The 22,083-nt window shown below is 58.2% G+C and carries 26 protein-coding genes; 10 read left to right on the top strand and 16 right to left on the bottom strand.

All coding sequences use genetic code 11. The features are described 5' to 3' along the window. Window positions 1-22 precede the first annotated feature (22 nt). Both EAV90_RS22920 and EAV90_RS22915 read left to right on the top strand, forming a co-directional pair. On the top strand, window positions 23-235 hold the full coding sequence (locus EAV90_RS22920) for a hypothetical protein (RefSeq protein WP_129144740.1): 213 nt from the start codon (window positions 23-25) through the stop codon (window positions 233-235). A gap of 50 nt (window positions 236-285) precedes the next feature. Next, window positions 286-1,911: a hypothetical protein gene (locus tag EAV90_RS22915; protein ID WP_129144739.1), complete on the top strand. Its 1,626-nt coding sequence runs from the start codon at window positions 286-288 to the stop codon at window positions 1,909-1,911. Window positions 1,912-1,917: 6 nt separating this feature from the next. On the opposite strand, the gene EAV90_RS22910 is transcribed toward EAV90_RS22915, so the two are convergent. The 4 genes from EAV90_RS22910 to EAV90_RS22895 are packed head-to-tail and all read right to left on the bottom strand — an operon-like array spanning window position 1,918 to window position 4,670. Next, complete coding sequence (locus tag EAV90_RS22910; RefSeq protein ID WP_129144738.1) at window positions 1,918-3,246, bottom strand: hypothetical protein; 1,329 nt, start codon at window positions 3,244-3,246, stop codon at window positions 1,918-1,920. Beyond that, window positions 3,243-3,764 (bottom strand): Mov34/MPN/PAD-1 family protein, encoded by a 522-nt coding sequence (locus EAV90_RS41760; RefSeq protein WP_129144737.1) that lies wholly within the window; start codon window positions 3,762-3,764, stop codon window positions 3,243-3,245. Before EAV90_RS41760 ends, EAV90_RS22910 begins: the two co-directional genes overlap by 4 nt. Continuing rightward, entirely contained in the window at window positions 3,682-4,173 is a 492-nt protein-coding gene (locus EAV90_RS22900) for a DUF7665 family protein (protein WP_129144736.1), read from the bottom strand. Before EAV90_RS22900 ends, EAV90_RS41760 begins: the two co-directional genes overlap by 83 nt. Continuing rightward, window positions 4,170-4,670 (bottom strand): hypothetical protein, encoded by a 501-nt coding sequence (locus tag EAV90_RS22895; protein ID WP_129144735.1) that lies wholly within the window; start codon window positions 4,668-4,670, stop codon window positions 4,170-4,172. The genes EAV90_RS22900 and EAV90_RS22895 overlap by 4 nt, the downstream gene beginning before the upstream one ends. Window positions 4,671-4,819: 149 nt before the next feature. Between EAV90_RS22895 and EAV90_RS22890 the strand changes: the two genes are divergently transcribed. Both EAV90_RS22890 and EAV90_RS22885 read left to right on the top strand, forming a co-directional pair. Continuing rightward, window positions 4,820-5,119, top strand: coding sequence for a helix-turn-helix domain-containing protein (locus EAV90_RS22890; RefSeq protein ID WP_129144734.1), 300 nt, complete (start codon window positions 4,820-4,822; stop codon window positions 5,117-5,119). Then, window positions 5,116-5,637, top strand: coding sequence for an ImmA/IrrE family metallo-endopeptidase (locus EAV90_RS22885; protein WP_129144733.1), 522 nt, complete (start codon window positions 5,116-5,118; stop codon window positions 5,635-5,637). The genes EAV90_RS22890 and EAV90_RS22885 overlap by 4 nt, the downstream gene beginning before the upstream one ends. Window positions 5,638-6,391: 754 nt before the next feature. Here the strand turns inward: EAV90_RS22885 and EAV90_RS22880 are convergent. Next, the gene (locus EAV90_RS22880) at window positions 6,392-7,012 is read right to left on the bottom strand and encodes a hypothetical protein (RefSeq protein WP_129144732.1); all 621 of its coding nucleotides are present in this window, start codon (window positions 7,010-7,012) and stop codon (window positions 6,392-6,394) included. 31 nt (window positions 7,013-7,043) lie between these two features. Here EAV90_RS22880 and EAV90_RS22875 point away from each other — a divergent pair, with 31 nt between their 5' ends. Both EAV90_RS22875 and EAV90_RS22870 read left to right on the top strand, forming a co-directional pair. Further along, window positions 7,044-7,322 (top strand): hypothetical protein, encoded by a 279-nt coding sequence (locus EAV90_RS22875; protein WP_129144731.1) that lies wholly within the window; start codon window positions 7,044-7,046, stop codon window positions 7,320-7,322. A gap of 1 nt (window position 7,323) precedes the next feature. Continuing rightward, window positions 7,324-7,653: a HigA family addiction module antitoxin gene (locus EAV90_RS22870; RefSeq protein ID WP_129144730.1), complete on the top strand. Its 330-nt coding sequence runs from the start codon at window positions 7,324-7,326 to the stop codon at window positions 7,651-7,653. 334 nt (window positions 7,654-7,987) lie between these two features. Here EAV90_RS22870 and EAV90_RS41970 read toward each other — a convergent pair whose 3' ends face one another. Continuing rightward, the gene (locus tag EAV90_RS41970) at window positions 7,988-8,350 is read right to left on the bottom strand and encodes a hypothetical protein (RefSeq protein WP_488226161.1); all 363 of its coding nucleotides are present in this window, start codon (window positions 8,348-8,350) and stop codon (window positions 7,988-7,990) included. 688 nt (window positions 8,351-9,038) lie between these two features. Here EAV90_RS41970 and EAV90_RS22865 point away from each other — a divergent pair. Continuing rightward, on the top strand, window positions 9,039-9,200 hold the full coding sequence (locus EAV90_RS22865) for a hypothetical protein (RefSeq protein ID WP_430644742.1): 162 nt from the start codon (window positions 9,039-9,041) through the stop codon (window positions 9,198-9,200). A 434-nt stretch (window positions 9,201-9,634) separates the two neighbouring features. Here EAV90_RS22865 and EAV90_RS22860 read toward each other — a convergent pair whose 3' ends face one another. Together EAV90_RS22860 and EAV90_RS22855 are read right to left on the bottom strand one after the other, a co-directional pair. After that, window positions 9,635-9,844 (bottom strand): hypothetical protein, encoded by a 210-nt coding sequence (locus EAV90_RS22860; RefSeq protein WP_129144729.1) that lies wholly within the window; start codon window positions 9,842-9,844, stop codon window positions 9,635-9,637. Between the two features lie 247 nt (window positions 9,845-10,091). Then, the gene (locus EAV90_RS22855) at window positions 10,092-10,802 is read right to left on the bottom strand and encodes a recombinase family protein (protein WP_245509586.1); all 711 of its coding nucleotides are present in this window, start codon (window positions 10,800-10,802) and stop codon (window positions 10,092-10,094) included. A 199-nt stretch (window positions 10,803-11,001) separates the two neighbouring features. Here EAV90_RS22855 and EAV90_RS22850 point away from each other — a divergent pair, with 199 nt between their 5' ends. The 3 genes from EAV90_RS22850 to EAV90_RS22840 all read left to right on the top strand — a co-directional run bounded on the left by EAV90_RS22850 (window position 11,002) and on the right by EAV90_RS22840 (window position 14,325). After that, entirely contained in the window at window positions 11,002-12,207 is a 1,206-nt protein-coding gene (locus tag EAV90_RS22850) for a DUF262 domain-containing protein (protein WP_245509585.1), read from the top strand. After that, window positions 12,204-13,352, top strand: a complete 1,149-nt coding sequence (locus tag EAV90_RS22845; RefSeq protein ID WP_129144728.1) for a DUF3696 domain-containing protein — start codon at window positions 12,204-12,206, stop codon at window positions 13,350-13,352. Before EAV90_RS22850 ends, EAV90_RS22845 begins: the two co-directional genes overlap by 4 nt. A 79-nt stretch (window positions 13,353-13,431) precedes the next feature. Continuing rightward, entirely contained in the window at window positions 13,432-14,325 is an 894-nt protein-coding gene (locus EAV90_RS22840) for a hypothetical protein (RefSeq protein ID WP_129144727.1), read from the top strand. Between the two features lie 259 nt (window positions 14,326-14,584). On the opposite strand, the gene EAV90_RS22835 is transcribed toward EAV90_RS22840, so the two are convergent. The 8 genes from EAV90_RS22835 to EAV90_RS22800 form a co-directional block, all read right to left on the bottom strand. Next, window positions 14,585-15,331, bottom strand: coding sequence for an Abi-alpha family protein (locus EAV90_RS22835; RefSeq protein WP_208738530.1), 747 nt, complete (start codon window positions 15,329-15,331; stop codon window positions 14,585-14,587). Window positions 15,332-15,810: 479 nt separating this feature from the next. After that, window positions 15,811-16,290, bottom strand: coding sequence for a DUF4238 domain-containing protein (locus tag EAV90_RS22830; protein ID WP_129144726.1), 480 nt, complete (start codon window positions 16,288-16,290; stop codon window positions 15,811-15,813). Between the two features lie 109 nt (window positions 16,291-16,399). Next, window positions 16,400-16,711, bottom strand: a complete 312-nt coding sequence (locus EAV90_RS22825) for a hypothetical protein (RefSeq protein ID WP_164937061.1) — start codon at window positions 16,709-16,711, stop codon at window positions 16,400-16,402. 168 nt (window positions 16,712-16,879) lie between these two features. Next, window positions 16,880-18,817 (bottom strand): multicopper oxidase family protein, encoded by a 1,938-nt coding sequence (locus EAV90_RS22820; RefSeq protein ID WP_208738529.1) that lies wholly within the window; start codon window positions 18,815-18,817, stop codon window positions 16,880-16,882. 82 nt (window positions 18,818-18,899) lie between these two features. Then, window positions 18,900-19,397, bottom strand: a complete 498-nt coding sequence (locus EAV90_RS22815; RefSeq protein ID WP_245509584.1) for a hypothetical protein — start codon at window positions 19,395-19,397, stop codon at window positions 18,900-18,902. 38 nt (window positions 19,398-19,435) lie between these two features. Continuing rightward, window positions 19,436-19,906, bottom strand: a complete 471-nt coding sequence (locus tag EAV90_RS22810; protein WP_129144725.1) for a hypothetical protein — start codon at window positions 19,904-19,906, stop codon at window positions 19,436-19,438. A gap of 39 nt (window positions 19,907-19,945) precedes the next feature. Beyond that, window positions 19,946-21,604, bottom strand: a complete 1,659-nt coding sequence (locus tag EAV90_RS22805) for a tyrosinase family protein (RefSeq protein ID WP_164937060.1) — start codon at window positions 21,602-21,604, stop codon at window positions 19,946-19,948. A gap of 104 nt (window positions 21,605-21,708) precedes the next feature. After that, the gene (locus EAV90_RS22800) at window positions 21,709-21,951 is read right to left on the bottom strand and encodes a hypothetical protein (RefSeq protein WP_129144723.1); all 243 of its coding nucleotides are present in this window, start codon (window positions 21,949-21,951) and stop codon (window positions 21,709-21,711) included. Window positions 21,952-22,083: the final 132 nt, after the last annotated feature.

Below are 22,083 nucleotides of genomic sequence, written 5' to 3'. Positions count from 1 at the left end.
AGCCACTCGCGGAAGGTAGCCGATGACCCCGCCAGCTTCGGATCCCAACAAGGCCAGCGCCGAGACCTCGATCGTGAAAGTGCTCAACCCAGAATGGGAGAACGCCCGGCGCGTGGACATGCGACAGCTCGGGTTTAAAGGATCGGTGTCCGAGACCGCTCTCGAGCAGATCGAGCAGACGGACGCGCGCGCGCAGCGCGTTGTGACGACCGCGACCCGCTTCGCTTTCCGGTAGATTTTAGGATCCGTTAACCCCTTTTTTGTTCCGCACGGTATAAGTGTGGAATGCGCGTGATTCTAAAGGGCGTAGTGCTTACGCCGCGAGGCGCACAGTCGCTGCGCCAACAGATTGCAGGCGATAGGTCTAACGCCAGCGTGGATGCTCTGCTCGACCACGTAGTCGAGCTCGGGGCAAAATACGCGATTGTAGAATCTCCGTACACAGACCGCGACTATACATCCGACTATCTGAGCTTCTACGCGGGTGCCTTCAAAGCCCATGCGAGGGGCACCAAGCGCATCCATTTTTTTCGGACAGACATCAGCAAACTGTTCGAGCTTCCTCTTTCCAAGCAGGTCGTCGAGCTTGAACGCCTCGCGGCCAAGGACAAGAACTATTGCGGGTTCGCGGTGATCAGGCCTATCGCGCAAGGCCCGATTGGCAGAACCGTTTTGCGCTTTCCGTCGATCGGAAAGCTTACCGTCAGGCCGGCGGCGCGTGCAGATTTCGAATCTCACGTTCTTGGGGTTCGGGTGAAGGTAACCGGAGCACCCTTCATTCAACAGGACATGCGGCTCGGTGCTTGCGCGCAGGCCGCAATCTGGATGGCAGGACGAGCAGTCGAGACTCGGCAACGACGAACGAGCTCATACACAATTGCGGAAATCACCAACCTAGCGATCAACCCGACGGACTCAGAACTTAGCAGATCGCTTCCTGCCGGATCCGAGGGGCTGAATCCCATGCACATGATCCGGGCGTTGCGTGGCATGGGGCACCAGCCACTCCATATGCTCTTCAAGGAGCTCGACAGCGGCCAACAGATTGCTCCGACCATCAATGCCCCGGAAGTCATTCACCGCTACCTTGATTCGGGGTTGCCGGTTGTAATCGCCATGGCGGACATGGGTCATGCGATCTGCGCCGTGGGCTACGTCGAAGTACCTGGCAAAGCCGTCCGCGACGGAGGCACACACGTCGTTTTCGCTCGCGGATTGATCGTACACGACGATCAGAGGGGGCCCTATCGAGTACTGCCTCTCAGCGTAGACGATATCGAACATCTGCCTTCAGCGCGCCTCATGAAGTGGCAGCAAAAAATCCTCACGGTGGAGGAAAACGTCTCTCACATGTTTGTACCGTTGCCGTCACGCGTTTTCCTACGGGCCGAGAACGCTGACATTGTCGTGAGAGACTTTATCAAGAGGGCGAGCTACGTTTCTGAGCAGATCGTGAACGCCGTAGGCAATGGCACCTCCACAGCTGCGGCCAACATCCGAGCGTTCTTCGACGGATTTGCCGCAGGGCGCTGGATACAGCGGACGTACTTGACGACGGCCGCTCGCTACCGACGCCACATCAGCGCAAGCGGGATGAACGAACCGATGAAAAGCGAGATCGTTTCTCGCGCGCTTCCACACTTCATTTGGGTCACAGAGCTGATCGACAGGTCGTCCAAGCAGGAGCGGCGCACCGGCGCTAGGCCTGTAGTCGGACATTTCGTCCTCAATGCAACGAGCAGCACAGACTACAACAACGATCTCTTGATCGCCCAATTTCCGCACTTCATCGTGCACCGCGACGTCAATCCTATCGCGGACAACGGAGATGTCCTAGACGTCCCCGCCGAAAGTATGGTCAGCTTCGATACGAACAACGATTATCTCGGCCGAACCAGGACCGTTGCCTAGCAACCGCTAACGTGCTGGGCAGGCGACGATCGGTGAGACGGGCCGGCCCATGACCTGACTGACTGCTCTGTTTGAGTTGACAAGATCGAAGTCGACCATTTCACAGCAGGAGCCGGTCTCTATCGCGCGGCATAATTGAGCTACCTGCATTGCTGCCGCTGCAAGAGCCGTGCACGGCACGCCGACCGGCTGATTTTCTATTGTGATAGCGCCGCACTCGTCCAAAACCCCAGCTTGAACGAGAGACTGAATATTTCCGCGCTTGACTACATTCCCCTCGCCGACCCGCTCGGAAGGTTCCGCTTCCGGCCAAGCGTCGAGTGGCATTCTCGAGCCAGGAAAGGCATGCAATCGCACGTCGAAGGCCTCGTTCGCCGTCGAGCCAAGTCCGGCATCAATGAGCAGATCAAACTCTGCGGAGGCAGCGAAGCGCCGTGCATTCAAATTGTCGACGCCAACAAGCGCAACTCGCGGCTCGTCTTGATCAGGTCTGGAGGTCGCCAGAAATTTGCGTTCGGTCAGAATCGTACGAAAACCAACGCGTTCAGCCCAATCTGCAGCACACCTGACCTTCGTTCTACCAATCCAGTTCGGCTGCGTAAGAAGCTGGACGCCCAAGTTCTCCCAGCCACAGATATCCGGATCGTTGAGTAACAAGCGGACTTGCGACGTGTCCCGATAGGGCAGCAAGCCCAGCGTAAAGAGCGTCGCTTGCCCCAGGTTTCCCATTCCAAGCAACCATAAATCAGCCGGGAGGTTGCGCAGTTCTGCCGATGCAGGCGACGACTGTCCCTGCGGCTGCCATAGATCATATTCGAGCACTCTTCGGGCTGCGATCGGATCGGACAGGACGGATGCTCGAAATGCAATGGCCGTCGATGCCGCACCGGCGAAAATGCCGCTGAGCTCGTTTCCCGGCGAGGTCCTGGCGACGGGCTTCGGGCCGACGATCGCTTTCCAACCGCTGGCGGACACATAGATGTGGCCCGCCCCCTTCGTGCCTATGCAAATGCGAAAGGCATGGGCGGGAGCCGGCTCCTTCCGACAACCAGCTTCAAGGAGTGCGCGCTTGAACAATCTAGGCAGCCCGTTCCCGACAACCGTCTCACATTCAGGCTGGCGTGAAAGAAAGACACCCCTTCGAAACATCTTGCTACCGCACGCCACGATCGCGATCGCGCAGGCCTGAGCCCATGCCGACTGCTCGACATCGTCGTCGATGATGATTTCGAGCGAGGCGCGATCGAGGGCCATTCTAGCGCCCTGGAGATCCATATCTGGAAGGACCGCCAGGAGCAGTTGGGATCCGCGGTCTGCTTCGATATTTGACGTCATGCAAACCTCCTAACCCGGAAGAGCTTTCGCCCGAGTGAGCTTAGGTCCGACCATCCATCGCGACGGCCTCTGTATTCATGGATGCCAAATTCGCCTGGCATGTAGTCCCGATTGGCATAATTTGGCACGATTAGTGCGAGATGACCGCGCTCGGGTATCATCGGATGGCTCTGATCGACATCGCTTTGGCGATATGACGCGCCTGGATGAGTATGAACGTCAGCGACTACGCTACACCCTTGCTGCTCGCAGATCCGCCACACGTCATCCATCCGCGATCCATCGAAAATGATGATCCCTTGGAGACAATTCGGATCAACCGCGTCGTATGGCAGAAAGGAGGTGATGATTTTCGTCTCACCTTCCACTCTGCCCAAGAGGAAACCTCCGCTCTCGCGACGCCCTTGCCCGCGGACGCGCAGTTCTCGGAGAATCTCACGCCACAAGCGTTCGTCGCAGCGCAGCCGCGGCGTCGGGCGCAGTCGAGACCAAATAGTCCGGATTATTGATAAGACCATGGATGATTTCCAAAAGTGTCACGATGGTTGAGCCGGGCTTCCAGGTGAGTTCTTCGAACTGGTTCGGCCAGTGGTCCCGAGCGATGCGATCGATCGGATGGTAGAGGCATGCGTTCCATGGCGTGAAGGCCACCAGCACACCCGTCCTCCCCATGGGCCGCTGATCAACGCTTAATGCCGTATCGGTCCGGCCGTCCCACAATTGGGAGGTCGGTGCGAGGGCCGGATAACTTCGGCAGTCGACCCGAAGCAGAAACCGCTTCGGTCCTTGCTCGCGCTTCGGCGCCGCAATGGTGAAGTAGGCAATAGGAAACTCGAGAGCTTCTAGTCCCCACTTCCCTCGCTTTGAACCAAGTTTGAACGTGAGGCTGTCGATGTCCGCGCGGAGAGCCGCATGATCCGGCGTCATGAGGCACCTTGCGGCTTGATGCGGAACACGAGCGAAAAGGCGATCTTCTTCTCGCCTTTAGCGATTTGGCCAAGGTGCAGGTCCGGCGGCAGGACTTCTGAGCCGAGCTTCAGCTGGTACTCTGCCGACACGCCTTCGAGGTTGAGTGCCGAAGGCGAGATCGCCCATGCAATGATCGTTTCGATCGTAACGCTTGGAGCGAAATCTCGGTGAACCTGGCGAGAGTTGTAGACCACAGTAACGGTGATCTTGCCTTTGGAGGCGATGTGAATGAGCCGGAATTCCTCGATCACGAGTTCAACAACCCTGCGGTCCTCGGCGAGACACTCTTCCTCATCCTCCAGGAAGACCTCGGTGAGCTCGGGCCGCTTGGTTTCAAGCACGACCGCTTCGATGACCTCCTTGGCGGTCGCGCTGCGTGACACCTGGATCTGACGGGGGCCGCGCTCCCCCTCGATGGCCAGAACCAGTTCGTGCGAATCAACTTGGTTATCCATTTCCGTGCTCCGCGATTGAAGAACGGGCATCTTTTACGCTTTCATTCCCCGAATGTCAATATTACAAACATTATGAATTTACTTGCATCATAAACCGTTGGTAACACAAACATTTCTTGAAGTTTGCTTTTGATGGTGTAGAATAAGGCATGGATTCAAATCTTTATCGTCTGTTCGGAGACCGAGTCCGGGAGCTCCGAGAGACCCGCAGCGTGACCCAGGAAGAGCTTGCGCGCCGGGTCCAGCTCTCACGCGCGTCGATTACGAATATCGAGAAGGGACGGCAGCGGGTGCTGCTGCATCAGCTGATTGAGATCGCGGATGCCCTGGACGCGAAACCTTCCGAACTCATGCCTTCACCGCAGTCGCAATCGGATCCCACCATGCGACGGGACGTAGCGCGCGTCGTGGAGATGCTAAAGAGCGAGAAATCAAGGTCGGATAAATGAAGCCTCGCATCGGCTACGCACGCGTACGCCGCAAGGCTGCAGAGCTTCTTGAGGGCCAGAATTCTCCACCGGTTTCGCTCGATCTCGTAGCGGACTTGCTGGGTGCAGAGATCCGGGAAGTAGAGCTCGATGACGATGCGTCGGGAATTCTATTTCGGGGGAACGGCCGCAAGGTAATCGCGGTCAACAGGTCGCATCACCCTCTGCGTAAGCGCTTCACAATTGCCCATGAACTAGGCCATCTCGCTCTCCATAAGGGAGCAGAGGTTCATGTCGATCAGGTCTTCAGAATAAACTTGAGAGACGCGCGTTCGGCGACCGCTGAAGACGTCGAGGAGATCGAAGCCAATGCCTTCGCAGCCAATCTGTTGATCCCAGCGCAATGGATTAGGCTTGACGTTGCGGGCTACACTCTCGATCTCGAGAATGAGGCGCGCATCGACCCTTTGGCCGAACGCTACCAAGTCAGCAAACAGGCGATGATAGTGAGGCTAACATCGCTATTTTCGCCGAAGTAGTCTGGGAGGGGGCGACCCCTAGGAGACTGAGAGGATAACGTCCCGGGTTGGGGAATCCGCGTCCGCCAGCTTCCAGCTCGGTCCCATTCAATGTGGCCGTTCCGCCCGAACGACGCTCCGGCAGCTCACAGGCCCGGATATCGCCAAGACCGGCCATTCAGCGGCAGCTATCTGCGTCACGACCAGGCGTGCGATGACCCCATTCAGGGAAGAAGACGGGGCGATCTGAACGATGGAACCTGACCGCTGTCGCGCGTTGCGGAACGAGCAAGGCCGGGTAGCAACAGATCGATCCCTAGGTTCTCCAGCAGCTTGGCGAAGGTTCAGAGAACGTTAAAAAACGACGTATCTTCGGGGACTTACGGCGGCGACTCCGAGTGGGGTGCCGCACACATACGGATTGTACGGAACCGCGCCCCCCAAAAGATCGTTGGACGGGGGACCTCGGATATATTACATTCCGGGTCAGATCGCTGGACATAGGGCGTGCGCACAACCAGCCCCTCCTGATGGAAACATCAGGGCCATCGCATGAGATGGACAGCCCCGAGAGGGATCAAGAGGTTCGCCCCGAGACATCTCACGATGTCGCACAGGCCCGAAAGGCCCTGTTTCCTTTTGTCACCACGGTTTCTTTCGGTTCCGATCATAGTTGCGGCCGGGCCACCGCCCTTCAGCCTCAGATTAACCACGCTGGCGAATTTAACCCGGTGAAGGTTGCGACACCTCCTGCATGCGTCGATGGCTTGATATGTCACACTATGTGTGACATGGTGGAACCATGATTTTGTGGTCTACCCATTTGCCGCTCAACGAGCCAGACGATCGCCGGAACATGCTCCTGCGGGGCGTTTCCGCACTCGACCGATCGGGTCCGGTCGCCTTCAAGATGAAGGCGGATGATGGGAGTAACTTTCTCCTCCTGCTGAAGATTGCCTTCACTCTTCAGATTGACCGAGACAGGAAACGGTTCTGGAAGCTCTACCGCAATACACGTCCACGACCTGCTTCCATTCTGAGTCGCTCCAATCTCGATGTCACCATCTATCGCGATGATGCCTTCATTTCCAAAAAGCAGATTGGCGCGATTTCGGAGGAGCTCTCGGGCCTCGTTGATGAGTTGGATGTCGATATCGTCTTCGGGCTCGCGCCCGAAGAACTGACGTTCGACACCGCCCAACTGTCCCACGAGCAAGTGGAGAGCCTCGAAGCCGCCCTTCATGAGGCTGTCGAACGTCGCGTTCGGTACAGCCGCAGGTTCACATTCAAGCGTGATCGCAAGTCTCTCGCTCTCCAGGATGCGGCGCGCATAAGCATCCACTCCTATCGCATCAAAACGGGCATCTCTCCGCCCGAAATGGCTCGGTTCGACCAACTGAACGGATCCATTTCATCAGGAGAAAGCCATGTCCCCGTTCGCAGACGAACGGTCAGCGGACGTTTTCGCAGGTCGCCACAGGAAGGACGTCCCCGAAAACGTCGCGAAGCGCGCTGCACGACAATTCGACATCCTGCTCGCAGCAACCAAGCTCGAGGATTGTCGAATTGCTGGTCGCGGCCGTATCGCCAAGCGCCCGAATACCGATCCTCCCACATTTTGCTGTTACACAGATGGTCAGTGGTGGGTGACCTTCCAGTGGCAATTTGACCGAGCTGTCAACATCAAGCTTGAAGATACCGGCTAACATGATCGATCGACGACCAAGCACTCCGGGTGAGATTCTCCGCGAGGAGTTTCTCACCCCGCACAACATCACCCAAGATGAGCTTGCCAAGGCCATGGGCGTGTCGCGCTTTCGCGTGAACGAGATTATCAATGGCCGCCGCGCTCTCACATCCGAAACGGCGGTTTTGTTAGGTAAGGCACTTGGCACTTCCGCCCGGTTTTGGATGAACTTGCAGGTGGCAGTCGACCTGTTCGATGCCGAGCGCAAACTCGGTGCTGCGGCGGCGTCGGTTCAGTGCCTGCTGGCTGCGACGCCGTCCGAATTCGTGGTCGAGATGCCGTTAGCGTAGCCACAAGATCTCCGCTGATTACCGTAGCGCGCCAACACGCTAACTCCGGGGTCGAGCAACTCCGCAAGCTCGGCATCCTGAAGGAGATTACCGGCAAACGCCGCGACCGGGTACAAGAGGGACCAAGAGGTTCGCCCGAGACATCTCATGACGTCGCACAGGCGCGAAAGGGCCTATTTCCTTTTGTCACCACGGTTTCTTTCGATTCCTATCGTAGTTGCGGCGCGGCGACCGCCCTTTCAACTCATATCGATCAAGTTGGCTAATTTGACCTGGCCGAACGTTGCGACACGCCTGTTTGAGTCGCGCGTGAAGGCGCTCCTCACTCGCATCTTCAAGCTCGCGCGCTTGTCTCCTTTCCAGCGTTCGAGCGTAAACGGAATGACGTAGTGCGATCCTGGTCTGACCCCGCCATCAACTTGACGACGAGACAACGATCGCTTTCGCCGAGCCAGACCGAACCGCGCAGGGCATGTTCGATATGTGCCCAGATATTCAATGATGCCTGATGCCGTTTCAAACAACAACGGCCATCGTCCCTCGACGAAGGGGCAAATATGGGTCGTGTGTCGCCCTCGCTCGCGTCTTCGCTGAAGCAATGATCGGAAAACTCTATCAAGATCGCGTGCTGCTCGCCGCCGCGAACGATTCTTCGCCGATCTCGAAAACTCCCCAAGTAAGCGCCAAGGCATCCCATCGCTGTCATTTCTGCCCACTTTCCTATAAGAGTTGCGGGAGTCGTCGAACGACCGCGATCGACGGACCAGCTTAGGGAGCAGAGCTGGGTCCAACTGGAAAAGGCGACGATCGCAACAATGGGTGCTGGCCTTGGCGGAGAGCGGAACCGACAGGCCAGCATAAACCTGCTGCGTAGGCACGCGCCCAGAGTCGTGAAGACCGCTTCTAAATCAGCAGCCTGATTTCCCAGCCGCTAGTAGAGCGCTCCGCTAACGCGCCGTCAGCAAGCGTCAGGCGAGCTCGCGGTCACCCCAACGTGTGGAGAAAGCCCCCTAAGCCCTCAATTTGCGACAGCTCGATAACGAGCGAGCCGGAATGGGCATCGAGGTGCAGTTCGCAGTGTGAATACTTTTGCCAGACAATCGGCGAGCTCGATGAAGCGATTACTAATGCCGTCAGAAGACTCATCGGCTATCCAGACTACGCTGTGGGGTGATGGAAAACCGGATTATCCGCAGATGGAAGGTATGGAGCCGTCGGGGCAGCCGCGCTCATCGTTAGGCTTCCCGGGCCCTCCGCGGTCATCCTTGAAATGATGCTATCAAACATTCTACTTCGATGACATCCCAGTCAGTCTCTGGAGGACGGTATCATGGCCGCCGTCACCTTCCGCAACCTCTCCAAGGAGGAGCATCGCGCTCTGAAGAATGCGCGCCATTCTGGAGGCCGCGATGCATCCCGAAGGTCGGCTGCGGCTCGGCACCGCACCGTCGAAGATGAGCAAAAAGATCGGGCTCAACAATGCCGATGTCGAGGCACTTGAACATGGCCGCGACGCGCGTGCCCCTGATCCGATGCGCTTCGAATGATCCTGTTCGGTTCCATGTGGTCTCCGAAGCCCGAACCACATCTATCAGCCCGTGACTGGCTCGAGACTAGGTGGCCGAGACGTTTTTTCTCTCTACCGTAGCGCGTCGGGTCAAGGGCAAGGCTGCTGGTGAGTATCTTTTCCAGGAGCTGCCCGATGCGACAGCCACGAGGCCCCGCTCAGCGGTGGCGTCTCAAGCCTTCACTCGGTACAGGCGCAAGGTTGTGTTGGTGCTGGGAAGGGAGAGCAGTCGGAGTATGATTTCCATTCGTTCCGCCGGTGGTTCACGACGAAGGCCGAGCAAGCAGGACAGCCCCCGTGGATCATTAACTACGTGACGGGACACAAGCGCCCTGGTGAGACGCTAGGGAGATATTCGGAGGGCCTGTCCATGGTCCAGATGAGAAAATGTGTTGAGGCAGTCAGGTTGCCGCGTCAACGCGAACCACGTCCCTTGTAGCCAATCAATATTTCGCCGCCCATGTGGATAAGGCGCGGCTCAGGCATCAGCAGGTAGCCGTCTCCGAGCTTCCTCCAATGATCTGTCGAAACGCGCTGCTCGGGGTAAAACCAATCTTTCTGAGCGGCGGCGAAATGGTTGTGACGGTATTGGCTTAAGTTGCTCGTCTGCGTCTCACGAACCACTCTCCTCCGGACCCGTTGCCCAACCCGCAAGCCATCTGACCGATTCACGCGGGGTATTTTACAACTGCGAATTGAATGAGGAGGAGGAGGTATCGAATGGACACCAACATGTTCCCGCGTCACAGACGCAAAGGGCATGCCGTGGGAGCTGCGCAGCCCCCACGAGGCCAGGCCGGAGGGTGGTGGCACGCGACCCGCGCATGCCGACTAGGAGGGGCGATGGACCAATCACGGGATGATGTCTGGCTCAATCTCTCTCCAGCATGAGCTTCACGGCCGTCGCTGCATAGGGTTTGCCCGACTTAGTGGTGTATCCCGCAGCCGCCAACTCCATGGATATCTCACGTAGTGACCGCTTCCCTCCCTTCGGCCTCGCCCGCGCCAATGAACGCGCAAGCCTGACAGTGGCCCGCCCATCTCTGCCGCCCCGGTCCAACGTCTGCTCTGCGATGGATTTCCGGCCCTCAACCTTCACACCCGTGCGGCGCTTACGGTCCCGAGCACCCCTGAGCTTCGCCACCAACATCGCCTTCTCAAACTCAGAGACGGCACCGAGAACCTGACGGATAAGGCGAGCTGTCGGCGTATCATCCAGGAAGGAGGTGGGGCTGTCGGCCGCAATGAGGTCAATGCCGCGTGACTTCAGCATGGCGAAGCCAACCTCCTGCACCATGAGGTCACGCGCAAAACGGTTGGCCGTCTCGACGATGATAGTCTTGGTCCCGTTAGCCTCTAGCGCCTCCATCATCGCCGCGAAGCCCGGACGGGTATCAATGGGGTCGGAGCCCTTCACTGCCTCATCGTAATACGTGCCCGCCAGTACGATGCCTGCCCGCTTGGCATAGACCTCGATAGCTTGGAGCTGGCGCTGCCCGCTGTCTTTATCTTCACCGATATTCGCGGCTGATGAGGTCCGGAGATAGGCGAATGCCTTCATCATTTTCGCTTGCGCAGACATCGCTTAGCTCCGCCCAGCGTATTCAATTCCCTTAGATTTAGATACAGTCAGTCGTCAGCTTTTTCAACTGTACCTTTTGGAATGGCAGCGATTCGCTTGTGAGGCCTAGAAGCGCCCCGCTGCGACCAGAGCGCCTCTGACTTCCAAGTACGGAGCGAACATTTCTCCGCTGGAGGAGCTAACCCGAGGAGGCCACCGCTTGAGACCTCGCACTCCTGGCGGCGTGTGGTATTCGTCTGAACCGAGCTTGGGAAGAGGCGTTAACGATATTCTTGGCTCCCCCGCCGCAACGAGAGAAAAGACCGAAATGAATGCCGATGAAGATCAGGAGCCGATTGAAGGACTCGATCTGACGTCGAGGCCCGAACAAGGCTCACACTACCCGTTGGACGATGTGATGGTGCGAAATGAAACTCGTACCGTCGGCGAGGTAGTGAAGCGGATCGATCAAGGTCGATACGCGATGAACCCCGACTTCCAGAGAGACTTCGTCTGGCCAAAGGATAAGCAGTCCAAGCTTATCGAGAGCTGCGTCATGAGAATTCCTCTTCCGGTCTTTTACGTCGCGGAAGGTGCAGACGGACGCGTCACCGTGGTGGATGGACTTCAGAGACTGAGTACATTTCGTTCGTTTCTCAACGGCGAGCTTCGACTGCAAGGCTTGGGCAAAAAACATCCATTGGAAGGAAAATCGTTCAAGGCGCTTCCGATCAATTTGCGAGAGCGGATCGAAGATACGCAGCTTACAATGTACATCCTGGACAAAAATGCTCCTGATGCCGCCCGTCTGGATATTTTTGAGCGGGTCAACAGCGGAATTCCGCTCACTCGCCAGCAAATGCGTAACGCGCTTTACAGTGGTCCAGCGACAAGATGGCTTGCTGACTTTTCAGGGAAGGAGGTGTTTCGCAATGCAACTGGCGACTCCCTTCAGCCAAAAACGATGCGCGATCGCGAAGCAATCAATCGCTTTTGTGCGTTCTATCTGCTCGACTGGACAACATACACTGCGGGCGACATGGATGAGTATCTAGCGGGCGCTCTCAAGCTCATGAACCGAAGGAGCTTTGATTTTCAGCAGCTTGAAAAACATCTGCTGCTATCTCTAAATCGCAATTCCACTTTGTTTGGCCGACACGCCTTTCGCAAATCGCTAATCTACGGAGCGAGCGATGTGGGACGAAGCGTGATCAATATTGCACTGTTCGACGTCCTCTCAGTTGCTTTTGCCAAAATTGACAACAACATCTTCACTCGCGATTCACTGCCGATCAAAAATGCAATTATCAATCTCATGCGAGATTCGGAATTTAATCATTACATTACGTACTCCACTAACGCCACCTATCAAGTTCATGGCCGTTTTCGAAAGATGAACGAAGCGCTCGGAAAGTTCTTTAAATGATAGAAAGCCTCAAAATTCAGAAATTTAAGTGTTTTCCTGAGCTGCACTTGCCGCTGGCTCCCCTGACGGTGCTTACCGGCTTTAATGCAGCCGGGAAGTCAACTTCGATGCAGGCCCTCCTTCTTCTGGCGCAGGCGTCAAGGTTCTCGCCCGGAAGCGCTGTGGTAGCGCTTAACGGTCCGCTTACGCGGCTCGGATCGGTTGGCGATGTGGTTGCACGAAACTCAGATGGAATGATGTCCCTTGGCGTGGAAGCTTCCGAAGGCTTTGGAAGATGGGAATTAGCGCCATCCCGAGAACTGGATAGCCAATTCATGAAGCTCGAAAGGGCAACGGTTCGGGATGAAGACGGAGCCACATACGAGTCGACGGAGGAGTTTTGGCCCGATCCTCTGAAGAAGTCAGGCCTCTTGGAAGCGCTACGTCGCCTTCTTTACGTGGGTAGTTCGCGAGACACTCCGAACGAAGCGTTCCCATCCCCATCAGAAACTTCAAGTCCGTATGCTGACGTCGGACCGAGAGGTGAATTCGCGCCTTGGTGGTATACTCGAACTGCAGACGATGAGGTCGACGAACGGCGGCGTCATCCAACTGAAGAGCGTTTGACAGTAAGAGGACAGATCGATGCTTGGCTGAATGATCTTTTTCCCGGAGCCTCGGTAAATGCCGACTCAATAGCAAAGACTTCACTAACGCGCCTTGAATTCCGCATGGGACGAAGTGGAGATTGGCACAGACCTTCGAATACTGGCTACGGCTTGGGGTACGTATTCCCCCTCCTTGTGGCACTTACAACCATGAAGGCCAATCAGGCGATCATAATTGATGCTCCAGAAGGTCACCTTCATCCGAAAGCCCAATCCATAATGGGGACGATTCTTTCCCGGTTCGCAGCTTCTGGTGTCCAAATAATCGTCGAATCTCACAGCGACCACATTTTGTCCGGAGTGCGGATTAGCGTCAAAGACAAAGTCCTACCTCCCAACAAAGTCGCTCTGCATTTCTTCCAGGGACGCAGCGGCGAGCAGGACGCGGTGAGTATTGTCACTCCGAGTCTGGACCAAAATGGCTCTATTGATGCGTGGCCGGAGGGTTTCTTCGATCAAGCGGAGCTCGACTTAGCGAGACTCACTGGCTGGAATTGATTTTTAGATGCGAATTTTTTTGAACGAACTTTCGATGGATGGGGGATTCCCCGATCGAGGGTCGGTAAGAGTCGCTTTGATGGAACTGCTTGCAGCGCGATCTCGCTGCCGACACCTGGCGAAAACGCTGTACTGCTCGTTCACTCTTCCAAATCGAAGGGGCTGGCCTCCAGAGACTCTGCAACAGACCATTGCGAGCTTTAGCAGGGATGAAAAGACTCAAGTTCTGGCGTGGTTGAGTCAGCGGGGGCCATTCCTAGAGCAGGACCGACAGGATGTAGAAAACGATCTTTTCTTCTTCGAAACTGAGGACGTTACCGATCTCGGACTAGGCGAGGCTGCACGGCGTCTTACGCACAGAAGCCAGTCGGCGGTCTACAGCTTTGCAAACGGGTCCACGCGCGACTTCAGACGAACGCCACTGCGAGTGATCCACGGGTTACTGGAAGAACCGTATGGGTCTCTCGATGTTCCGAACTGTTGGACCCTAGAGGACTTACTGAAGCTTTCAGAAACTGCAGTTCCTGATCCAGAATCTTGGCGAGAAGTCCTCACTCGATCCCGCGATCAATTCGATAGACTGATACTAGGGGACCACTGTCTAGCTACCCTTCAAGGAACACCGTTCAGCCCGGCTTTGGCGCGACGAATAGTTGCTCTGCTCGGAATTCTCCAAGCTATTATGCAGGAAATGGATGAGAACGGCGCGCTTTCGAGGAAAGGAGAAGAACTTCGGCAGACGTACTTCGTTGGCGATCGGGCGCTGTTCTCTGATGAGTCCGATACCAACAAGGCACAATTCAAGGAAGAGATGACTTTCGTCGATCCGCGCGATGCGGAGAAGCGTCTCACATGCTTCTGGCATGGGAAGATAAACACGCCAAAATTTCGCGTCCATTTTGATTGGCCTGTTAGCTCGCCTCGGGGAGGGCTGAGGGTTCCTTACATCGGCCCAAAGATTTCGAAGAAATAGACTCGGCTCGAAAACATTTTTGGGACTCCCGAGCGCACCCTGGATGGGGAGTCAACTCTGACGGGCTCCACGTTCACGCGCCCACCGGCAAGGCACATGAGGAGTAGCGCGGCAAACAACGCATCGACAAACCGCTCGTTTTCCATTGGCGGGTTAGATGCAGGCTCGTGCCTCACCATCACCCAACTGCGTTCTGATCTTCGCGCCGAGGACAAGCGCAGAGGATCATCCCCGCAGCAGCACCAAGGCACCATCACCCTCATTTCTTAGCATGCTTCTCGAAGCCCGAGGTAGGGATGCACGCAGTGACGAACAGCTTGCCGAACTCAGTAAGCATCATCTTGCTGTGGCGCTGGATGCCCGTTTGCGGTCCACCGGCAACAGTGAAAGTCGGAGTCTGCTTCTCGATGGGCCAGGACGCGAGATTCAACGATTCGAGGTGAGAGTAGGATAACTCCATGAGGTCGGGGAGAAAGAGTTCGTGCTTCGGCAACTCACTACTCTGCACCACTCGATTCACGAACCTGTTCTGCGCCGTGTCCAAATCGAGATGATCCGTCACACCAAAGCTCTTGTCGCGCAGGCGGTACAGTATCCACGCCTCATCCCGACTCAGCAGCGAGATGATTTGAGCGAATGACGGATGCAAAGTCTTCTGAGCTTCAGCATCCACGGACTTGGTGAGAACCTCCTCATAGAGGTCCCACAATTCAGATCCTTCGTGGACATATTGCAACCGCTCCAGGACCGGCCCGACAATCTCCAACGGCGCCTCCGCACGCCTCTTCTCCGGCACACGCTTGCTGATGCGCTCACATGCCCGCTCCAAGCGGTCCTGATAGGCAGCGGCATATTGTAGAGGCGCAAGGAGCAGACGCGCGGTCTTCACGACGTCCGTGCCGATCTTGCCAACCTCCTTAGCCGAACCGCTTATTGCGTCGTCGTACAGCTTTCCAATGGTCTCCTTCGGCACGAGCTTGCCGAGCGATTCCATAATATCCACCACGACCCCCGCCTTCTGTTTGAGTCGGAACCAACTTTGGTGGGGAGAGCGGAACTCCTCAAGTTCGTGGTTCGACTTACGCACTGCTAGTTTTGCGGGTTGGGACAGGTCTTCGGGACACGACGACGATTTCGGCTGAAAGAGAGGGCTTCACGCAGGTGGTGTGGTCAGAAATCTGGTCAGAAAATGGTTAGGGTGGAATTTGGCAGACGCATCAGCCGGTCGAGGGCGTTCTCAGGCCGGCCGCCCTTTTCCGCCTCGCCGGTCGCGCAAGATCTCCATGAGCCTCTGCGGACGGTCGGTCGATCCAGCTTGTCGACGAATCCCAACTCCGGTCGAGCCCGTAGACGTACTTCACAGCCTGTTTGACGACCCGAGAGTTGACCTCGTGAGCCAATTCCTTGGGCGGCCGGTCTTTGAACTTGCGCTCGATTTCTCCGGTGTTGGTCGCGACGAATAAGCGGTGGGGCCCTATAGGGAGGTCAGGTAGCATCCGGGTTCGCTGAACGTCTTGGACATGGAGAGTGGCCTGTCGGACGTGAGCAACGGTGGTGCATCGTCCGGCGTGACCACGGACGAGCGGCCACGTCCTCGGGCATCCGCATCAGCGACATCACGAAGAGCGACCGGACCGACCGCCGCTCAGCATCGTTGCGGATCTTCTCAACGTCGGCCTCGATAATGTCCAAAGCTTTCGCCAGGAAGTCGTCTGCCGGGCTCATGAACTTGTCATCGCCCCCCTGCGCGATCGATTTGGGTACGCCCGGCTTTTCGTAGAGCCAGTCCTTGAAGCCGGCCTGGATCGGATAGACGCGCTGGCGGTAGGTCTTATTTTTGTAGGGGCGGCTGAACTCGCGGACTTTGGCGTCGTCTCCAGCCCAGCGCCTCAAATAGAACTGCTGAAATAGTCGTGTCGGGTGGACTGCTGGGCCTCGCCGCACAGCCAGATCATGTTTGGGCAAGCGGCCTCCGTCCGCGCGGTGCGGGGCTAGATTTACGGATGACCGCAGAAGCCGCACACGACGGCACGCGTCCGCGTCGGCGGGGCCGGCGGCATGTCATCATCGCCGCTCATTTGCGTAACCAAATCGTTTGTAGTGCCTTGTTCGCGTCGCCTCGCCCCTGGTAGAGGCCGAGCAATTCACCTTGGTCCTCGGTTGTCTCGACGCGAAAAAGCGACCAGCGCCTATCCTTGCCCTGCACGATACGGAAAGTCCGACCATTGCGGCGGCAATGAAAGGCGGCGGAGCCGTCGATCGCGGTCCAACTACAGTCGGCTCCTGAGAGGAAGCACAGGCGAGCCTCGGGTTCCTCCTCGGCCTCGATCCAGCCGTCCTCGGTGACGTCCGACAGCGTGCCGAAGATGTCGAAACGTTTCCGCATGCGTTCGGAGAGCTTGGCATAGTCCTTTGGTCGACGGTCTGCCGCGCCCCCGTGGTAAAGCAGGTCGAGTATGCCGACGCCGTCGCGGCGCTGACCGAAGCGCTTGATGGGGCCGCTGCGCCTCTAACCGGGGCACCGCAACCATACCATCGGGATCGTCCGGCGGATTCAATGGTGATTCATCGCCACTCCACCCGCTCCATCCGGAATCGCCACGCGGACGTTCTGCATCATTCCCTGGTCCTCGTGGTCCAGGATGTGGCAGTGAAGCACGAAGTCGCCCACGTATCGGCGGTACCTCGATCGCGTGACGATGGTGTAGCCGGCTTTGACGAACAGCGTGTCGCGCCACTCGCCCTTAAGATTGGCGTACTGAGGATCGTCCGCTTCGCCATCTACGCTCACATCGACGTTCGAGGGGTTGCGGATCTCCATGATCTGAAACGGGTTCACGTGGATATGGAACGGATGTCCCGGCACGCCAGCGGTCAAGGTCCATTCGTCCGCGGATCCGAGAACGAGCACGCGGGGCGCGCCGGTAGGATCATATGGCACGCCGTTCACTCCGAATCCGGTGCCGCCGATCCTCAGATCAGCCGCCTGACGATGTCCCTTGACCTCGGTGTCCGAGACGTCTGGATGCGGGGCGAAGGACGTCAGGCGCAGATCGTTCGACAGATCGTCGCGGACCTTCTGACGCGAAGCTACGGGTATGTGGCGGTCCGCGGCGGCCAGCAACTGAGCCGTCACGAAGGCCCGGAGGTCGCTACCAGGTGAATTCCCGACGCCGACGTTGACGCTTCCGAGCAGCTTGCGGCTCTTCACGTCTGCGTTGATGTTCGCGTTCGCCGGCGCCTGATCGTCGATCACGCAATAATCTCCGGCTTCGGGGAAGACCAGCAGCAGGTCCTCGCGATAGCCCGGTTGCAGCACTGTCGTCTGACGTTGCGCGATCTTACGGCGCGTAAGACCGTCGCTCGCGATCGCGAACTGCGGCAGTGGATCACCCAGACAATTAGCGGCAACCCAATCCTGCTGCGCCTTGGCATCGGCGAGCTGCCCGTAGACAACGCCCGGACGCATCTTCTTGAACTGAAGCTTGACGCTGTCGCGGACGCCCGCATGAGCGATGCGCCAACGTTCGATGCGTCCGGCCTGGGCGCCGGGGAAAAGCGGCAGAACCTCGCCGTTCACGCTCGTGTATCGGCCGGATTCCGGCCAGGAGCCTGGACCAAACTGATCGTAGCTCTCGATGCCGCCCACCTCGCCGGGCTTGCATGCGTAGGCGCCGTTGGCGTCGACCTCGATCTTGCCGCTCGCATCGCGACAGGCATACTGCACCTGCTGCAGCAGCACCGGCCGTTCGGGGTACGGGGCTCCGGTGGCTTCCTTGAGCAGCGTGTCGATGTCGCCAGGGCTCTGAGACGTCGGCGGACGGTTTCCGCGGACGATGAGCAATCCCGCCATGCCGCTGGACACCTGGAGCGCGGTCGAACCGTGCAGATGGGGATGGTACCAGAACGTTCCGGCCGGATGATCCGGGGGGACGTTGTACTCGTACTGGAAGTCCACGCCGGGATTGATGCTGATCAGCACGTTGTCGCTGTTGCCGGCCGGGCTGATCCAAAGTCCGTGCGAATGCAGGTTGGTCCGGTTGAAGCAATGCGGCGTGTTGATCTTGCCGTCCCGCGAGGGACAGTTCTCGTTTTCCGGCTTCAGCAGATTGTGCAACGTGAGCCGGACGGTCTCGCCCGGCGAGATGTCTATGGTCGGCGCGACGAACGGCACCTTTGCCGGCGCGGTCTGCTTGGCATCCTTGTACGAGCGGAGCCGCACAGCGTCGTAGTCGCCGGTCGCCGGATTGTAGATCTTGGAATCCGTGTAATCGATGTTCAACTCGATGACCGCCTCTCCGGAAACCAGGGGAGGACCGGCAATAATGGGATCGAGCGCAAGGAGACTACCGCTGGACCTGGCACGGAGCACTTGCGCGGCAGGCGGCGGCGTCACAATCCGCTTGATCTGCTGATCCTGCTGGGCCGTAGCCGTATCCATGCACGACAGCATCGATGTCGTGCCCGCGAGCATCGACAGCCCGATGACCATGCGTCTTTCGGCAACACAACCAAATCGAAAAGATCGTCTGCGGAGCATGTGCGCTTTCCCGTCGAAACGCCCGATGATGAAATTAGCTTTGTCGCACCGCGATGAAGGACGCGACGTACCCCGCAGGCGCTCCGTTGTGCGGCTTCGCTCGGATAACCGATCCGATCAGTGCGGGCACCTGATCGACGCCATTGGGCCAGCGATACGCGAGCGCGGCCCGGTAGTCGTATTCCCAACCGTCCGTATCCGTTTTCGGCCTACCCGAGCCCACGATGGCCGCCGAGAGCGGCGCCGTTGCGGTCGCCGGCTGAATCGTTCCCGCCAAGTCGAGGCCACCGCCCTCCCAGTCGATCCCGCCCTTCAACGAGTTGCCTTCGGTCTGGAAAGTGAACACGGCCTCGGCGAAGATCAGGCGCAGCGCCTTTTGAGGATCGCCGTCCACGAGCGCCGGACGATTGTGGAAACTCCGGTACGTCCATTTGCCGGCGAGTTCCGGAGCGTCGGCGGCGGATTGGGCCGATGCACGCCCGCCGACGACAAGACCCGCAGCCCCCAACAACAGCCTACGTCGGTCCATCATATCCTCCCGTTCACGGAATTGGCACGTCGATCCGGCTCTCAAGGCAATTCCACGTCTGCGACCCGGAGAGAGGCGCCCTTGCCGCTCCCGCGCACGGCAACGAGGCGCACGGTGACCGTGAGGGCCTCGCCCGCACCCACGTGGGCCGCGAAATCGGGCGGAAGAGCGAAGCGGAAGCGCTGGGCGTCGGATGGATCGTCGGCGACGAACTCCCGGTCGGGCGTGACGCCGAAGCGCCCGATTTCCCGGTCCGAGCCTCCTTCGACGCGACCGTCGACGACGACCTCAACCGGCGAACCGTCGGCAGATGGATGGTAGCGGCTGATCCCGACGATGACCTCCGGCCGGCCGATGGGGGCAGCGGAGGCGCGCCGCGTCGCCGTGATGATTGCCGGCTTGTCGACGGTGGCGAACAGCGGGTCGTTCTCCTGGGCGTGGCTTGTCGAACACCAGAACGAAAGAACGAGCGTACAGACTGGGGCGATCCGACGCATGCGAGTGTTCGCCATGACGTTCTCCCCGCAGTCATGTACACCACTGACATGGGATCACGCGTTGACGAATGCAATCTCGACGGCACCCGGACGTAAAGTGCCGACGGGATCGTTGGGCGCGATGGGGACCGGAATAAACTGCAGATCGATCTTGCCGGACGGAGGCTGCCCACCTGCATAGACGCGTTGCATGGCGCCGGTCAGATCGAGCGCGAACGAAGGGTTGGCATCTCCACCGCCGTGACCGCCATGTTCGCCATGCACGAAGATTCCGAAGCTGCCCACGTAACCGGGATCGCTCACGGGCGTCTGCGCGTTCAGGCCGGGATGGTCCAGGAATACGCGAAATTCCGTGTTCTGCGGCTGCGTGGTCGCGACGTCGCGGACAAAAGCGAATACGCGCGCGCCCGTCGCTCTCTGTTCGCGCGCCGCGGCGAAGTTCAGGAATTCGGTTCCTGAAGAAACCGGGCGACGTCTGGAGACCGCTGCGATCAGTCCGGCATCGACGCTGACCGGCACAGTGAGCGGATTCGAGATCGTCCCGAAGTCCAGACCACTCGGGGAGGCCGTAAACGTCTTGACGTCAGGAGACTTCGGCACGCCGCTGGCGTGCAAGGTCACGAGCTTGCCCTGCAAGGCAATTAGATTCGGGAACGACGTCGCGACGATCGAGGTGGACGGTAGGCCATACGTGTAGCCAAGCGTCTCGGGGCTCGCGAGCTCCGAGACCTTGGGCGAATACGACGAACCGTCGGGGTTCACAAAGTTGTCCGTGAACGTCATGTCCTTCCAGAAATGATCGTCGGAATTCGAATTGCCGAGCGAATTCCACACGGCCCAGAGCCGGTCTAGGTTGCAGTGATGCATGAAGAAGATCGGATCGCGCGGCGACATGGCCGACGGCATCCAGCCGCCGATGCTGTTGTGCACCATGTTGTGCGGCAGACGCTCGAGCGTGCCTTGAAGTCCGGTCCGCTTGAGCACCCATGAAGCGTCGAGGCTATCCTGCCCGCGCGGCCGGCTCGTTCCGAATGACTCGTAGTCCGGAGCCTGCAAGATGTCCTGCAGGACCGCCGGACCGACGAAGCGCGACGGCATCGGATCGGTCGCCGGCCATGTCCGCTTCCAGTCCTGCTGGAAATCGTTGTCATCGACGTACAGCCAGTTCGGCTTGCCGTCTTTGGTCTTCGGATCGAGAAACACCTCCGGCATCGTCGGATTGGTCGTCCAGTCCCAGTACGGCAGAGCGAAGTCGTCGTTGTTCGTCAGCTGCCGGATGATACGTTCGTAGGTCAGGATGTAGGCTCGATGCCAAGGGAGAAAATACCAATTCCCGTGCGGACAGAACTTGTAGGCGCCCGGGTTCAGGCCATGGATGGCGGCGAGACCCGCCCATCCCGTCTTGTCGGCCGCCGACTTCTGCTTCAGCAATCCGACCGCGTCCCGGTAGGTCGCGACAATCGGATCGTTCCAGGCCAATCCCTCGAGCGTCCGGCGCTCCGGCGGCTGGCCTGCGGCGAGCGCCTTCATTCCTGGGATGCTGCTGGCGATCACACCCGCGCCGATCACGGCGCCCTGCAGCATAACGTTTCGCCTGGAGATCACCACGACCGAACTCCTATCGATGCCAATACTAGAGCAGGCTAAACCATCAACCTCGGTTAGTAAACTTATAAGTGAATTTTCTCGTTGTGCCCCTTTTGCTTGTAACATCCGGGTAGGGTCTTTCGCGCCTGGCCGCGTCGGTCGACGATATGCGCCAATGGAGAACATTGCAGGGCTGCGGCCGTCGAGATCGCCAAATCGAGAGGTCTCGTTTAGACCGCCGTATTTGGAGCTTCGCCTATCGATGCAGCTCGGAAAGGTCGTCCTCGATGACGACGGCAAAAAAACTGCTTGGCATCAACAAACCCGCCGCGCTGGTAGCCCCATTCGAGAACCCCGCAGATCACGAAATCTCGCCCTTCACGGATCGGAATTTTTGCGTGGGCGGCCTTCACGGCTTCTTCCAGGCTATCAGCTACACCCGCATACGTTTGATAATCTGTTGGATTGGCCATTTGCTTCGTCCAAATTGTCCTGCGTGAAACTTTCGTCGATTAAAAATCATCGTCCGCATCCTTGCACACTCTATTGACAAAATCCGAGCGCTGAAAGAGCATCGCACGCTTACGTAGATAAAATTTTTCGGT

It is taken from the genome of Bradyrhizobium vignae, assembly GCF_004114425.1.
In the GTDB taxonomy this organism is placed as follows: Bacteria; Pseudomonadota; Alphaproteobacteria; order Rhizobiales; family Xanthobacteraceae; genus Bradyrhizobium; species Bradyrhizobium vignae.
Note: the sequence above shows the minus strand (reverse complement) of the source record. Positions and strands in the feature narration are given on the sequence as shown.